Consider the following 13,430-nt stretch of genomic DNA (forward strand, 5'->3'; position numbering starts at 1 on the left):
GAAGGTCGCGGTTTCACGGGTCTATCCGCAGGTCGGCGCCATGTCACCCGCGGACAGCGCCTCGAGTGAATCGATCGCGGTGCCCAACGTGTCGACCTCGACGAGTTGCACTCCGTCCGGGGCGCCGGTCAGCGCTTCCGCGCAGTTCTCGGTGGGAACGAGGAACACTTCGGCGCCGTCCTCGGCCGCGGCCGTCAGTTTGTGGGTGATGCCGCCGATGGGTCCGACGACTCCGTCCGAGTCGATGGTGCCGGTGCCCGCGACGGACTTGCCGCCGGTGATGTCGCCCGGGGTGAGTTTGTCGATGACGGCGAGGCTGAACATGAGACCGGCCGAGGGGCCGCCGATGTCCGCGAGGTTGAACGTCACCGTGAAGGGAACGTCGGGCACCTCTTCGGTGCCGATGCCGAGGAAACCCTTGTCCGGCTCGCCCGGTCGGGCGCCGAGCACGACCCGGACGGTCTCGTCACCCTCGCCGCGATCGACGGTGACGTCGAGTGCCTCGCCGGGTGGGGTGTCCCCGACCGCCCGCTGAACCTGCCCGGCGGTCGTCATCGGTTCTCCGCCCACCGCCACGACGCGATCGCCTTCGCGGAGCGCTCCCGACGCCGGACCGTCCTCGGCCACCGTCCCCACGCGAAGGTCGACCGGCATGTCCAGATGGTGCAGGGCAGCGAGTTCGGCGCTGCGCTCCGACTGGGAGAACAGCGCCTGATCCACAGCTCTCACCTCGTCCTTGCTGCGGTTCGGCGGGTACACCTGCTCGCGCGGCGCCAAACCGTAGCGGCCGCTGATCCACGCGGTCACGGTCTGGGCGAGGTTCAGATTGTCGGTGACCCCGACCGTCGTCATCACGAGGCGGCCACTGGGATCGTCGGCATCGATTCCGTCGACCGCCACGACGGGCTTGCCGTCGACCTCCCCGAGAGTGTCGAACGTCGGACCGGGACCGAGCGCCACGTACGGCGCCGTGACGTTGATTGCGACCGCCACCAGGACCAGCACCGGGAGGAGCGCGGCCAAGGGGGTCACGAAGCGTCGATTCACCCGGCCAGGGTATCGGGCGCCTCTGTTCGCGGTCAGCGTGACCACGATGACCGGCTCCCCGCTCTCGCGCCTTGTACCGTTGTGAGCATGAGCGACACGCCCTTCGGATTCTCGAATCCCGACGACGACCCCGACCGCAAGAAGGACGAGGGATCCGGCAGCGGCGGAGGCCCGGGCGGATCCCCCTTCGGCTTCGGCCTGCCCGGCGGTGACAATCCGTTCGGTGCCCAAGGGTTCGATCCCGCGCAGTTCGGCCAGATGCTGAGTCAGTTCGGTCAGATGCTCAGCGGTATGGGCAGCGCAATGGGCACCCCGAATGCCGGACCGGTGAACTACGAGGTCGCCGGCAAACTCGCCCGGCAGCAGATCGGATCGGTCACCCCGATCTCCGCGGGCACCGCAGACGCGGTGCGCGACGCCGCGCGGCTCGCCGAACTGTGGCTCGATGCCGCCACCACGCTTCCGGCCGGCGCGACCAAGGCCGTGGCCTGGACCCCGGTCGAGTGGCTCGACAACACCCTCGAAACATGGAAACGGCTGTGCGACCCCATTGCCGCGCAGGTCAACGGCATGATGCTCGAAGGCATGCCCGAGGAGGCCCGGGCGATGGCCGGCCCGATGATGGGGATGTTCGCCCAGATGGGCGGACTCGCATTCGGCTCCCAACTGGGCCAGGCGCTCGGCCAGCTCTCGAAGGAGGTCCTGACCTCCACCGACATCGGGCTTCCCCTCGGTCCCGAGGGCACGGCGGCCCTGCTCCCGACGGCGATCGAAGCCTTCGGCGAGGGTCTCGAACAGCCGGCCCAGGAAGTTCTCGTCTTCCTGGCGGCTCGCGAAGCGGCTCACCAGCGGCTCTACAGTCACGTGCCGTGGTTGCGGCAGCAGTTGCTGGCCACCGTCGAAGAATATGCGCGCGGCATCCGGATGGACTTCTCGGCCATCGAAGACCTCGCCCAGGGCATCGATCCGAGTTCGCTGACCGACCCGTCCAAGATCGAGGAAATCCTCAAGCAGGGCGCCTTCGAGCCGCAGACGACGCCCGAGCAGAAGCAGGCGCTCGAACGCCTCGAAACTCTGCTCGCCCTCGTCGAGGGCTGGGTCGAAACCGTGGTGATCGACGCCCTCGGAGACCGGCTGCCCGGCGTGTCCGCGTTGAGCGAGACGCTGCGCCGCCGCCGCGCGACCGGTGGCCCGGCCGAACAGACCTTCGCGACCCTCGTCGGTCTCGAGTTGCGTCCCCGCAAACTGCGCGAGGCGGCGACACTGTGGCGGCGCCTCACCACCGATGCCGGAGCCGAGGCGCGCGACAAGGTGTGGGCGCATCCGGATCTGCTTCCGGATACGTCCGATCTCGACAGTCCCGCGGGCTTCGTCGACCGTGTGCTCGGCGGTGGTACCGGAGCATTCGAGGATCCGATCGCCCAGCTGAAGGAGACGATCGAACGCGAGCGCGCCGAGCGCGAGCAGGGCGACTCCGACCCCGACCAGGGTACGGGTTCCGGCAAATCCGACTGACTCCGGATAACGCCTGCTCGACGCTCTTTCCGCCTGTGGATAACCGGGCTGCGGGCAGGCGCCACCCGGTGCCGCCACCGGCATGCTCACCGGCATGACCCCGTCACTCGATCCCTGTGTCCGCCTTGCACTCGACCCGGATCTGATCGTGCTCCGCCGTCCGGGAGGCGGCGTGCAGCTCGGCTGGGGTCCGGATACCGGGGTGATCGTGGCCCCACCGTCCGGCATGGACACCTTCGATGTGTACACCGTGCTGCGATTGCTGGACGGCCGCCACGGGCGGGACGCCGTGGCGGAGGCGGCGACCGCCGGGCGCGGCGCCGACCGCGCGGCGGTATGCGACCTGCTCGACGAACTCGTCGCGATCGGCGCCGTAAAGGTCGCGTCACCGGCGACCGAGTCCGTGGACCCCGCGCCGCCACCGCGTTTGCGCATATACGGCAACGGTCCGCTGACGGACGCACTCGCCGCGAACCTGACGTTGTGGGGCACCCGCCTGTCTCGCTCCTCTCGATATACCGACGAGACGGAGATCGCCGGGGCCGGAGTGGGGTATGTGCTGTTGACCGATGCCCAGGTACCCGACCCGCGTCTGGTGCAGGACCTCATGCGCCACCGGGTTCCGCATCTCGTCGTGCGGCTGCGAGACGGGCGCGGGGTGGTCGGGCCGTTCGTCGTGCCGGGACGGACGAGTTGCCTGCGCTGTGCCGACCTCACTCGCAGCGACCTCGATCCGTCGTGGCCCCAGCTGGCCGTCCAACTGTCGAACCGGGTGGGCCGCGCCGAACGGTCGGTGGTGCTGGCCACGGCCGCGGTGGCGCTCGGCGAGTTGGACGCGATCCTGGCGGGCCGTGCATCGGCGCCGCCCACCGTGATCGATCGCACCGTCGAGGTCGACCTGCGCACGTATCGGCTTTCCACGCGACGGTGGTTCCGGCATCCGGAGTGTGCGTGCTCGACGCCGCGGTCCACCGGTCAGGCATGATGGTGGGCGTGTCAGACATCCCCCGCAGGAGCTCTTCCCGCACCGCCAAACTCGCGAGTATCCCTCTCGGTATCGCGGGACGCGCCGCCGTGGGATTCGGCAGGCGCATGGCCGGTGGCGATCGCAACGAAATCGACGCGGAGATGGCCGCCCGAGCCGCTGAGCAGATGTTCACGGTCCTCGGCGAGCTCAAGGGCGGCGCGATGAAGTTCGGCCAGGCGCTCAGCGTGATGGAAGCCGCCGTTCCCGAGGAGTTTGCGGAGCCCTACCGCGAGGCCTTGACCAAGCTGCAGTCCGAAGCCCCGCCGCTCCCGGCCAAAGCGGTGCACCACGTCCTCGATCAGCAGCTGGGCACCCGGTGGCGGGAGCGTTTCGCCTCGTTCGACGATGTGCCGACTGCCTCTGCGAGCATCGGCCAGGTGCACCGAGCCGTGTGGTCGGACGGCCGCGATGTCGCGGTGAAGGTGCAGTATCCGGGGGCCGACGAAGCGCTGCGTGCGGATCTGCGGACGCTGTCGCGGTTCGCCGGTCTGTTCGCCACGGTGATGCCCGGAACCGATGTCCGCGCGCTTCTCGATGAACTGACCGCGCGTACCGAAGAGGAACTCGACTATCGCATCGAGGCGGACAACCAGCGTGCTTTCGCGGCCGCGTTCCACGGCGATCCGGATTTCATCATCCCGCACGTCGTCGCCAGCTCACCCAAAGTAGTGGTGACCGAATGGCTTTCCGCGACACCACTCTCGGTGATCATCAACGAGGGCACTCGGGAACAGCGTAACCGCGCGGGGGCGTTGCTGGCCGAATTCCACTTCAGCTCCCCCGCACGCGTCGGGATGCTGCACAGCGACCCGCACCCCGGCAACTTCATGCTGCTCGACGACGGACGGCTCGGTGTCATCGATTTCGGTGCGGCCGCAGCGATGCCCGACGGCTTCCCGCCGGAGCTGGGGCGCATGGTGCGGCTGGCACTCGACGAGCGATTCGACGAGCTCACCCAGCTGCTGTACGACCACAAGTTCGTGCTTCCGGGCAAGAAGGTCACCGACCAGGAGATCGCCGACTATCTGCGCCCGTTCACGGACCCGATCCACGGCGAGTCGTTCCATTTCACCCGTACGTGGCTACAGCGGGTCGCCGGCGTCGCCACCGACCTGAGCGGCCCGCAGTTCCGCACGGCCCGGACACTGAACCTGCCACCCGAATACGTGAGCGTTTTCCGGGTCCTGCTCGGCTCGGTGGGTATCTGCGCACAACTCGACGCGTACGCCCCCTATATGCGGATCCTGACGGAGTGGCTGCCCGGTCTCACCGACGAGTGATCGGAGAGCCGAGCAGCCCCGGCGCCTGAATTCACGCACACACCAATTCTTTCCGCGGTTCCGCAACCGGGTGTTTGCGGGGACGCCCGCGGGGACGCTTGCGGGCAACGATCGCACCGTGGTCGAAGATCTCGCCGCCCCACACTCCCCACGGTTCCTCACGGTCGAGCGCGGCGGCAAGGCACCGGGCACGTACCGGGCAGGTCGCACACAGGGACTTCGCGTGTTCGAGGTCGGCCGGTGCCTCCGCGAACCACAGGTCGGGATCGTTGTTGTGGCACGGCAGGACATCGAGCCGCGCGGCGTCTGCCTCGGAAGCGAAATCTCCGTCGGTATCGTGCGTAATTGTCGACACGGTATCGCTCGGCACGAGAGCTCCTTCTGCTGGTTCGTATGAATGCGGTGCGAACCGGGCCGAGAAAGAGATGGCCACGGTCCGCTGGGCGGGGTCCGTGGCCGAAAGAGTTTGTCGCTACCGGGAGCTTCCCTGGTAGAGACGTCCGGCCACGGACGAAGCGGCGGCTGCGCGCGCGCGTCGAACGCGCGCGGCAGCGGCGGGTGTGCCGACGCGGGCGGCGGCCGCCGCAGCGAATGCAGTGATGCCGAGCATCAGGGCCACCTCCTTCGTCGTGGGCACACGGGCTTCCCGTGACATCGTCGTCCAGGGTAGTTTCGCCCCCACGGGTCGCACAAGTTATTTTCTACCTGCGGTGATGCGACGCTGCCGCGATCCGGGCGCAGGCGTGCCCGTCCGGGTAAACTGCCGAGACATGGCTCTCGCGACCTCGAGGTTTCTGCCGGTACTCGATTGCCCCGATCCTCGGGGGCTCGCCGCGTTCTACCGCGACCTGCTGGGGTGGCAGGTCACTCAGGACTCCGACGACTGGGTCGAACTCTCCCGCGACGGTTACCTGGCGCTCGCATTCCAACTCGCGCCGCAGTTCGTGCCCCGAGCCTGGCCGGCCGAAGGCGTGCACTCGCACATCGACGTGTTCGTGGACGACCTCGACGACGCCGAGCGGGAGGCCCTGCGGCTCGGTGCACTGCGCGTCGACCATCCGCCGACTCCGCAGAAGTTCCGGGTCTACCGTGATCCGGCCGGACACCACTTCTGCCTCTGCACCACCTGAGCGCACTCGGCGCGTCGCGCCGGTAAGATGACCGGCGTGCAAACCGGCCGCTCGATATCCTTCACCGGATCGCGTGCTGCGAAAAACTTCTCGGCCGGACCACACGTCGGAGTTCGTCCGGAATCGACGACACTGCTGTTCGAGGAGAACCTGCGTCCCGGGGGCACGAACGGCTACACCACCTCTTGGGGCACCAACGCCCACGGCAAGATGGCCGGCTGCCCGCCGTCGGAGCGTGCGACCGTGCATCCGGCGGCCGAGACAGATGCGTCGCAGTCCGGGTAACAGCCCGGCCCGCGACGCCGTACCCGGCCTCCGGTGGCCACCCACGCCCGTCCGGAACCGCCGAATCGTGGTTCGCCCCTCCCGGAAATGCCGTAACCGGCGCGTCCGGTCGTCCCGGAAAGTCCTATGACCACTCCGTTCTCTCGCCAAACCCTGCTGTCTCCCGGTTCCTGGCCGGAGGTCAAGCGCGTCACCGAAGTCCTGCGCAAGGAAACCGTGGGCGGTGTGCTGCTGCTCGTCGCGGCGGCTCTCGCCCTGATCTGGGCGAACACGCCCTGGTCGGATGCCTACCACGCGCTGCGAGAGTTCAAGGTCGGACCGGCGAGCCTGCACCTGGATCTGCCGCTGTCGGTATGGGCAGCGGACGGGTTGCTCGCAGTGTTCTTCTTCGTCGTCGGACTCGAACTCAAGAGGGAGTTCGTAGCCGGCGACCTGCGCGACCTGCGCCGAGCAGCCTTGCCGATCACCGCGGCCGTCGGCGGAATGGTCGCGCCGGCACTGGTATTCGTGGTGATCAATCTCCGGACCGGAGACGGCGCACTGAACGGCTGGGCCATTCCCACGGCCACCGACATCGCTTTCGCGGTGGCGATCCTCGCCGTCGTCGGCTCGCATCTACCGGTCGCTCTGCGAACTTTCCTGCTGACGCTGGCCGTGGTCGACGACCTTCTGGCAGTCACGGTCATCGCCGTGTTCTACACCGAGGACCTCGACTTCGTATACCTGGGACTGGCACTGATTCCCCTGGCCTTGTTCGCATTCGCGGTCCAGAAACGCATCCGTTCGTGGTGGCTCCTCATTCCGCTGGCCTTACTCACCTGGTACCTGGTTCACGAATCCGGGGTGCACGCCACCGTCGCCGGTGTTCTGCTCGGTTTCACGGTGCCGGTACTGCGAAGCGCCGCGACCGGCGGACCGGACGCAGGTCCCGGGCTGGCAGAACACTTCGAACATCGGCTCCGGCCCTTCTCCGCCGGTGTGGCTGTGCCGGTCTTCGCGTTCTTCGCCGCCGGGGTCACTATCGGCGGGATCAGTGGATTCACCGCCACCCTCAACGATTCCGTCGCGATCGGCATCATCGCCGGGCTGGTCGTCGGCAAGGTCGTCGGCATCACCGGAACGAGTTTCCTGACCGCGAAATTCACGCGAGCCAGTCTCGCCGAAGGCCTGAGATGGATCGACGTCGCGGCGGTTGCCCTCCTCGGCGGTATCGGGTTCACCGTTTCCCTGCTCATCGGAGAACTGGCCTACGCCGGGGATCCGCTCCGCAGCGACCACGTGAAGATCGGTGTGCTGACCGGCACGATAATTGCCGCGCTGCTCGCCACCATCGCACTGCGCATCCGCAACCGAGCGCATCGAACGATCTACGAGCGGGAGAACCGCGACGACGATCACGACGGGATCCCCGACATCTACCAGTAACCGCGCTCTACAACTCCGCTCTACAACTCCAGTGTGTCCGCGATCCGCTCGCCCCGGACCAGCGCGAGAACGTCCGCCCCGTACTGTTCCAGCTTCTTCGCGCCGATGCCCGGGATCGCGACGAGCGAACGGTCGTCGCGAGGTTGCTGTTCGGCGATCGCGACGAGTGTGTTGTCGCTGAACACAACATACGCCGGAACCTTCATCTCCTTGGACCGATCGCGACGCCACTCCTTGAGCGCGACGAGCAGACCCTCGTCGAGGTTCGACGGGCAGCTCTCGCATCGTCCGAGCATCGTCGAGGTCGATCCCATCAGGGGCTTGCCACACACCCGGCACTGCGGACGCTTCTTCTTCGACGGTGCCGGCTCCACGATCTTCGACGCCGGTGAGCTGTCGGGGATCAGGCCGTGCAGGAACCGGGACCGCCGGCGCGACCGCCGGCCGCCCTCGGTCCTCGACAGCGCCCACGACAGCTGAAGGTGCACCCGGGCGCGGGTGACCCCGACATACAGCAGCCGGCGTTCCTCTTCGATGCCGGCTTCGTCGGGCGGAGTGTCCTTGTCGCCGGTCACGTGCGTGATCGGCAAGGTGCCGTCGGTCAACCCGACGAGGAACACCGCATCCCACTCGAGGCCCTTGGCCGCGTGCAGCGACGCCAGGGTCACGCCCTGCACGGTCGGCGGCTGGCGAGCTTCGGCGCGTGCCGCGAGATCGCGCAGCAACGCGGCCAGGGTCAGGTCCGGTTCGTGTTCGAGCAACTCCTCGGTGAGGGCTACGAGCGCGGTCATCGATGCCCACCGCTCCCGCGCCTGCGTCCCGGCCGGTTCGGTGTCGGTCAGCCCGAGCGGTACGAGCGCCGCACGCACCAGGGTGACGAGATTGGTTCCGCGATCGGCGTCGTCGGGCAGGTCTTCCCGGCCGGCCACCTGTCGCAGGGCATTCACCGCCTGCCGCACCTCGGTCCGGTTGAAGAACCCCTCACCCCCACGCACCTGGTAGGGGATGCCCGCTTCGGTGAATGCCTGCTCGTACGCCTCGGACTGCGCGTTGATTCGGTAGAGCACCGCGATCTCCGACGCGGTAACGCCCTGGCGGAGCAGTTTCGCAATCGCCTTCGCGGTGGCCTGCGCTTCGGCGGGCTCGTCATCGTACTCGGCGAACGTCGGTTCCGGACCTGCCGACCGCTGTCCGATCAACTGCAGCCTGGTTCCGGCGATCCGTCCACGCGCCTCACCGATCACCCGATTGGCGAGGTTCACCACCTGCGGCGTGGACCGGTAGTCGCGTTCGAGACGCACCACAGTGGCATCGGGAAACCGGCGGGAAAAGTCCAGGAGGTACTTCGGGGTGGCCCCGGTGAACGAGTAGATGGTCTGGTTCGCGTCACCGACGACGGTCAGGTCGTCACGGTCGCCGAGCCACGCGTCGAGCACCCGCTGCTGCAGCGGTGTCACGTCCTGATATTCGTCGACGACGAAGCAGCGGTACCGGTCGCGGAACTCGTCCGCAACAGTGCTGTTGTCCTCGAGGGCCGCAGCGGTGTGCAGCAGCAGATCGTCGAAGTCGAGGTACATGCCCTCGTCACGGATCTTGAGCGCCTCGTATCCCGAATAGACGGCTGCGACGCGGGCAGCATCGGCGGGCGGTTCGCGGCGGGCACGTGCCACCGCGGCAGGGTAGTCCTCCGGTGCGATCAGCGAGCCCTTGGCCCATTCGATCTCCGACAGCAGATCGCGCACGGTGTCGGTGTCGGTGGCGAACCCGGCGCGATGGGCCGCCTGCGACACGACTGCGAACTTGCGGTCGAGCAACTGCCACGGAGTCTCGCCCACCACCTGCGGCCAGAAGTAGCGCAACTGGCGCAGGGCCGCGGCGTGAAATGTCCGTGCCTGGACCTGAGATCCGGACCCGCCGACGCCCAGCACACGCAGCCTGGACCGCATCTCCCCCGCTGCGCGGGCGGTGAAGGTCACCGCGAGAACCTGCCCGGCGGCGACGTGGCCGTCCGCGACGAGATGGGCGATGCGGCGCGTGATGGTGCGAGTCTTGCCGGTGCCCGCGCCGGCGAGGACACACACCGGACCCCGGGGCGCGAGCACCGCCGCTGTCTGTTGTGGGTCCAGGCCGTCCACTGCCACATCCGCTCGCATGGCCTCCATCATGGCAGTGCGAGCCGACAGCGCACCGGAGCGGCGCCGCATCACGACGTGAGACCTGTGTCCGAGAACACATTCCGGGCGCCGATGGAACAGAGCGGTGGGGTTGTGGTGTTGTCGGCAACATGACCACTACCGATGCTCCCGCGCTGACCGTCTACTCCACCACCTGGTGCGGTTACTGCCGTCGCCTGAAGAAGCAGCTCGACGAGAACGGGATCGCCTACACCGAAATCGACATCGAGGCCGATCCGGCGGCGGCCGAGTTCGTCGGCAGTGTGAACAACGGCAATCACATCGTGCCGACGGTCAAGTATGCGGACGGAAGCACCTCCACCAATCCGGGGCTGTCCGAGGTCAAGCGCACCCTGGGCCTGTAGTCACCCTCGTGGACCGAATCGGTCTGTGGGGAGCGGGAATTCTCCTGCGCCCCGCAGACCGGTCTCGGTCGTTCCCCGCAGATCCCACAGATCGCGGACGACCCTCAGATACCGGCCACCCAGCCTTCGAGCATTCCACGGGCGATCGAAATCGACCCCGGTAGCAGCAGCGGCGCGTCCCCCGGTGACGCCCAGTCGCCCACCTCGAGCGCCGCGCGCACCTCGTCTCGCTCGAACCAGCGCGCCTCGCCGATCTCCCCGTCACGGAAATCGAGCGGCTGGTCAGGATCCGCGGTCGCAGCGAAACCGAGCATCAGAGACCTGGGGAACGGCCACGGCTGACTACCCAGGTAGTGCACCTCGCGCACATCGACCCCCACCTCCTCGCGGATCTCGCGGGCCACGCACGATTCCAGCGACTCCCCCGCCTCTACGAATCCGGCGAGCACCGAGAAGCGCCGCTCCGGCCATACCGGCTGGCGGGCGAGCAGAACCCGGTCGGCGCCGTCGTGGACGAGGCAGATGATGGCCGGATCGGTGCGGGGGAACTCTTCGTGACCAGTGGCGGTACTGATCCGCGACCAGCCCGATATCGTCGGTTCGGTCGGGGAGCCGTCCACGGCGCTGAAACCGGCGTGGTCGTGCCAGTTGAGCAGCGCGACAGCACTGACCATGAGGTCCGCATCGGCGTCGCCGAGCCGATCTCCGACGCGTCGCAGGTCCGCGACGGCACCCGTCTGCGCGAGCACGCGCACCGCCCACACGTGCCGGCCGTCGCGCACACCGAGGAATACCGCGCCGGGCGTGGGATCGGGGCCGAGGTCGGTGGCGTCACCGAGCACGAGTTCGGTGTCTGCGACCGGCACCTGCCCGCGATGATCGACGCGCAGCAGCCGCGCTTCCGCCCACCCGGCGCGCAATGCCTCGACATCGGAGCGCAATTCCTCGGCCCGGTCGACGACGGTGCGCGACAGCAGCGGGGTTCCGGACAGGGAGAAACTGGTCACGAAGTGCACACTATCCGCGCATCGCGCCGGGCGCCGAACCGGGCACGAGCCGGATGTAGAGCAGCTTGTCGTCGGGCTCGAGCGCGTCGACCTCGGGAGACCCGACCCGCCACATCCGGCCGTCCCGCACGACGGCGAGCACGAGATCCTTCAGATGACGCGGTGAGCCCCCCACCTCGCTCGAATCCACGTCGCGCTCGGTGATCGCGAAGCCGGCTTCCGGGGTGAGCAGATCCTCGATCATCTCCACGACGTTCGGCGTCGTGGTCGCGATACCGAGCAATCGTCCCGCCGTCTCGGACGAGATCACCACCGAATCCGCACCCGACTGACGCAACAGGTGGGTGTTCTCGGATTCCCGGATCGCCGCGACGATTTTCGCCCTGGGCGCGATCTCGCGGGCGCTGAGCGTCACCAGGACCGCGGTGTCGTCGCGGTTGGCGGCGACGATGACCGCCGCCGCGTGCTGCACACCCGCCAACCGCAGCACATCCGACTTGGTGGCCGAACCCTGCACGGTGACCAGGCCCTGCCCGGCGGCGGACTCGAGAACCACCGGGTCGGTATCCACCACCACGATTTCGGACGGCGTGATCCCGTCACCGAGCATCGCGTCGACGGCGGTACGGCCTTTCGTGCCGTAGCCGATGACGACGGTGTGATTACGCACGCGGCGCCTCCATCGCTGAATCTTGAATGCCTGTCGAGAGTTCTCCGTCAGTGCCGACAGCGTCGTACCGACGAGAACGATAAGGAAGAACACCCGAAGTGGGGTGATCAGCAGAATATTGATCAGCCGTGCCTCGGCCGTGAAGGGCGTGATGTCGCCGTATCCGGTGGTCGACAGCGACACCGTCGCATAGTAGACGCAGTCGAGCAGCGACATCTCGTTGTCCTGCACGTCGCGGTAGCCGTCGCGGTCGAGATAGACCACGAGCACCGCCAGCAACAGCGCACTGAGCGCGTATCCGATCCGACGCGCGATCGCGATACCGGGGCTCGACAGCTCCTGCGGCACCCGCAGGACTCCCACCAGCGCGAAATCCGGTTGCTCGGTGAGCTGATCCGAACGGCTGAACCGCGCACGCAACCTGCCGGGCATTGCGCCTTCCCATCTCGTCTGATCTCGGTCGTCGGGACCGAGCTGTCCGCGATGCCGGAACCGCAAGCGCCGACATCGGATCGCAGCCTACGCGCCGACCGTTAGTGTGGCGCGCATGTCCGCACAACAGTCCCAAGGCGCCGCGTTGCGTCTCGCTGCGTTGCTCTTCGGCGCCGGCACCATGCACTTCGTCCGGCCGAAGCCGTTCGACAGTATCGTGCCCGACTTCCTGCCCGGCGACGCCAGGATGTACACGTACGCCTCCGGGGTCGCCGAACTCTCGGTCGCCGGGGCGCTGGTGGTGCCGCGCACCCGGCGTCTCGGAGCGGCCGCGGCGGCCGTGCTGTTCGTCGCGGTGTTTCCGGCCAATGTGCAGATGGCTGTCTCGTGGCTGCGTAGCAGCAAGCTCTCCCCCGCCGCGAAAGCGGTTGCCCTCGCACGTCTTCCGCTGCAGATCCCGCTCGTCACCGAGGCCCTGAAAGCTCGGCGCAACGCGCCGGTTCGCACTGTGGCATAGCGTCCGTCAGGTCGACTCGAGCAGCAGCGCCGCCAACTCCTCCGGCCGGGCAAGTGCGGGCAGGTGCCCGCTGTCGACGGTCTGCACATCGATGCCGAGCCGCTCGCGGGTCACCCGGACCATGAACGGCAACGGGAACAACCGGTCTCGGCGGCCCGCCACGACGCGCACCGGGACCGCCGGCCATCGCTCGGCCGACCACGACGGTTCGAACGCCGCATCCGACAACCGCGGTTCCTCTCGCGCGAAGGCATCCGCGACGACGCCGGCGGGCACGTCGTGGAAGAACAGTTCGCGGATGTCCGTCGGAGCATCGGGATCCCTGCCGTCCGCCGCGGCTTGTGCCCGTTGGGCGGCCTCCTGGCCGACGTTGCTCCACCACTGCGCCGCCGACTCACCGGGCGCGGGGATCATCGGCGCCACCAGTACCAGTTCGTCGACGGGAATCCGCTCGGCGACGATCACGGCGGTGAACGCCGACATCGACTGTGCCACCACGATCAGCGGCGTCGCGGCACCTTCGACTGCGGCCACCACGCGGTCGGCGTAGTCGTAT

The 13,430-nt window shown here is 68.0% G+C and carries 15 protein-coding genes; 8 read left to right on the plus strand and 7 right to left on the minus strand.

What is annotated here, in order from left to right; all coding sequences use genetic code 11:
* Positions 1-21: 21 nt before the first annotated feature.
* Entirely contained in the window at positions 22-1,047 is a 1,026-nt protein-coding gene (locus Q8814_RS03730; RefSeq protein ID WP_330150661.1) for a YlbL family protein, read from the minus strand.
* Between the two features lie 87 nt (positions 1,048-1,134).
* Between Q8814_RS03730 and Q8814_RS03735 the strand changes: the two genes are divergently transcribed.
* The 3 genes from Q8814_RS03735 to Q8814_RS03745 all read left to right on the plus strand — a co-directional run bounded on the left by Q8814_RS03735 (position 1,135) and on the right by Q8814_RS03745 (position 4,869).
* On the plus strand, positions 1,135-2,562 hold the full coding sequence (locus Q8814_RS03735) for a zinc-dependent metalloprotease (RefSeq protein WP_330150662.1): 1,428 nt from the start codon (positions 1,135-1,137) through the stop codon (positions 2,560-2,562).
* 94 nt (positions 2,563-2,656) lie between these two features.
* A complete protein-coding gene (locus Q8814_RS03740) occupies positions 2,657-3,547 on the plus strand; it encodes a TOMM precursor leader peptide-binding protein (protein ID WP_330150663.1) in 891 nt (296 codons plus the stop codon).
* On the plus strand, positions 3,544-4,869 hold the full coding sequence (locus Q8814_RS03745; protein WP_330150678.1) for an ABC1 kinase family protein: 1,326 nt from the start codon (positions 3,544-3,546) through the stop codon (positions 4,867-4,869). The genes Q8814_RS03740 and Q8814_RS03745 overlap by 4 nt, the downstream gene beginning before the upstream one ends.
* Before the next feature lie 31 nt (positions 4,870-4,900).
* Here the strand turns inward: Q8814_RS03745 and Q8814_RS03750 are convergent, their stop codons facing one another.
* Together Q8814_RS03750 and Q8814_RS03755 are read right to left on the minus strand one after the other, a co-directional pair.
* Positions 4,901-5,215 (minus strand): WhiB family transcriptional regulator, encoded by a 315-nt coding sequence (locus tag Q8814_RS03750; protein WP_330150679.1) that lies wholly within the window; start codon positions 5,213-5,215, stop codon positions 4,901-4,903.
* Positions 5,216-5,341: 126 nt separating this feature from the next.
* Complete coding sequence (locus Q8814_RS03755) at positions 5,342-5,524, minus strand: hypothetical protein (RefSeq protein ID WP_330150664.1); 183 nt, start codon at positions 5,522-5,524, stop codon at positions 5,342-5,344.
* 115 nt (positions 5,525-5,639) lie between these two features.
* On the opposite strand from Q8814_RS03755, the gene Q8814_RS03760 reads away from it, so the two are divergent.
* From Q8814_RS03760 to nhaA, 3 genes are all read left to right on the plus strand, one after another.
* On the plus strand, positions 5,640-5,999 hold the full coding sequence (locus Q8814_RS03760; RefSeq protein ID WP_330150665.1) for a VOC family protein: 360 nt from the start codon (positions 5,640-5,642) through the stop codon (positions 5,997-5,999).
* A gap of 36 nt (positions 6,000-6,035) precedes the next feature.
* Complete coding sequence (locus Q8814_RS03765; protein WP_330150666.1) at positions 6,036-6,284, plus strand: hypothetical protein; 249 nt, start codon at positions 6,036-6,038, stop codon at positions 6,282-6,284.
* 126 nt (positions 6,285-6,410) lie between these two features.
* On the plus strand, positions 6,411-7,709 hold the full coding sequence (gene nhaA / locus Q8814_RS03770; protein ID WP_330150668.1) for a Na+/H+ antiporter NhaA: 1,299 nt from the start codon (positions 6,411-6,413) through the stop codon (positions 7,707-7,709).
* Between the two features lie 20 nt (positions 7,710-7,729).
* On the opposite strand, the gene Q8814_RS03775 is transcribed toward nhaA, so the two are convergent.
* Positions 7,730-9,874, minus strand: coding sequence for an ATP-dependent DNA helicase UvrD2 (locus Q8814_RS03775; protein ID WP_408015825.1), 2,145 nt, complete (start codon positions 9,872-9,874; stop codon positions 7,730-7,732).
* A gap of 119 nt (positions 9,875-9,993) precedes the next feature.
* Here Q8814_RS03775 and Q8814_RS03780 point away from each other — a divergent pair, with 119 nt between their 5' ends.
* Positions 9,994-10,248, plus strand: a complete 255-nt coding sequence (locus Q8814_RS03780) for a mycoredoxin (RefSeq protein ID WP_330150669.1) — start codon at positions 9,994-9,996, stop codon at positions 10,246-10,248.
* 104 nt (positions 10,249-10,352) lie between these two features.
* On the opposite strand, the gene nudC is transcribed toward Q8814_RS03780, so the two are convergent.
* Entirely contained in the window at positions 10,353-11,255 is a 903-nt protein-coding gene (gene nudC / locus Q8814_RS03785) for an NAD(+) diphosphatase (RefSeq protein ID WP_330150670.1), read from the minus strand.
* 10 nt (positions 11,256-11,265) lie between these two features.
* Positions 11,266-12,357 (minus strand): potassium channel family protein, encoded by a 1,092-nt coding sequence (locus tag Q8814_RS03790; protein ID WP_330150671.1) that lies wholly within the window; start codon positions 12,355-12,357, stop codon positions 11,266-11,268.
* 115 nt (positions 12,358-12,472) lie between these two features.
* Between Q8814_RS03790 and Q8814_RS03795 the strand changes: the two genes are divergently transcribed.
* Positions 12,473-12,874, plus strand: a complete 402-nt coding sequence (locus Q8814_RS03795) for a DoxX family protein (RefSeq protein ID WP_330150672.1) — start codon at positions 12,473-12,475, stop codon at positions 12,872-12,874.
* 6 nt (positions 12,875-12,880) lie between these two features.
* On the opposite strand, the gene Q8814_RS03800 is transcribed toward Q8814_RS03795, so the two are convergent.
* A partial coding sequence (locus tag Q8814_RS03800) for an alpha/beta fold hydrolase (RefSeq protein WP_330150673.1) occupies positions 12,881-13,430 on the minus strand: 550 nt, incomplete at its 5' end.

It is taken from the genome of Rhodococcus chondri (assembly GCF_036327435.1).
Taxonomy (GTDB): domain Bacteria; phylum Actinomycetota; class Actinomycetes; order Mycobacteriales; family Mycobacteriaceae; genus Rhodococcus; species Rhodococcus chondri.

What these genes read in the sequence shown, in the direction of transcription:
- Q8814_RS03735 (WP_330150662.1), top strand. Translation starts at nt 1,135, where the DNA reads ATGAGCGACACGCCCTTCGGATTCTCGAATCCCGACGACGACCCCGAC.
- Q8814_RS03740 (WP_330150663.1), top strand. Translation starts at nt 2,657, where the DNA reads ATGACCCCGTCACTCGATCCCTGTGTCCGCCTTGCACTCGACCCGGAT.
- Q8814_RS03745 (WP_330150678.1), top strand. Translation starts at nt 3,544, where the DNA reads ATGATGGTGGGCGTGTCAGACATCCCCCGCAGGAGCTCTTCCCGCACC.
- Q8814_RS03755 (WP_330150664.1), bottom strand. Translation starts at nt 5,524, where the DNA reads ATGTCACGGGAAGCCCGTGTGCCCACGACGAAGGAGGTGGCCCTGATG.
- Q8814_RS03760 (WP_330150665.1), top strand. Translation starts at nt 5,640, where the DNA reads ATGGCTCTCGCGACCTCGAGGTTTCTGCCGGTACTCGATTGCCCCGAT.
- nhaA (WP_330150668.1), top strand. Translation starts at nt 6,411, where the DNA reads ATGACCACTCCGTTCTCTCGCCAAACCCTGCTGTCTCCCGGTTCCTGG.
- Q8814_RS03775 (WP_408015825.1), bottom strand. Translation starts at nt 9,874, where the DNA reads ATGATGGAGGCCATGCGAGCGGATGTGGCAGTGGACGGCCTGGACCCA.
- Q8814_RS03780 (WP_330150669.1), top strand. Translation starts at nt 9,994, where the DNA reads ATGACCACTACCGATGCTCCCGCGCTGACCGTCTACTCCACCACCTGG.
- Q8814_RS03790 (WP_330150671.1), bottom strand. Translation starts at nt 12,357, where the DNA reads ATGCCCGGCAGGTTGCGTGCGCGGTTCAGCCGTTCGGATCAGCTCACC.
- Q8814_RS03795 (WP_330150672.1), top strand. Translation starts at nt 12,473, where the DNA reads ATGTCCGCACAACAGTCCCAAGGCGCCGCGTTGCGTCTCGCTGCGTTG.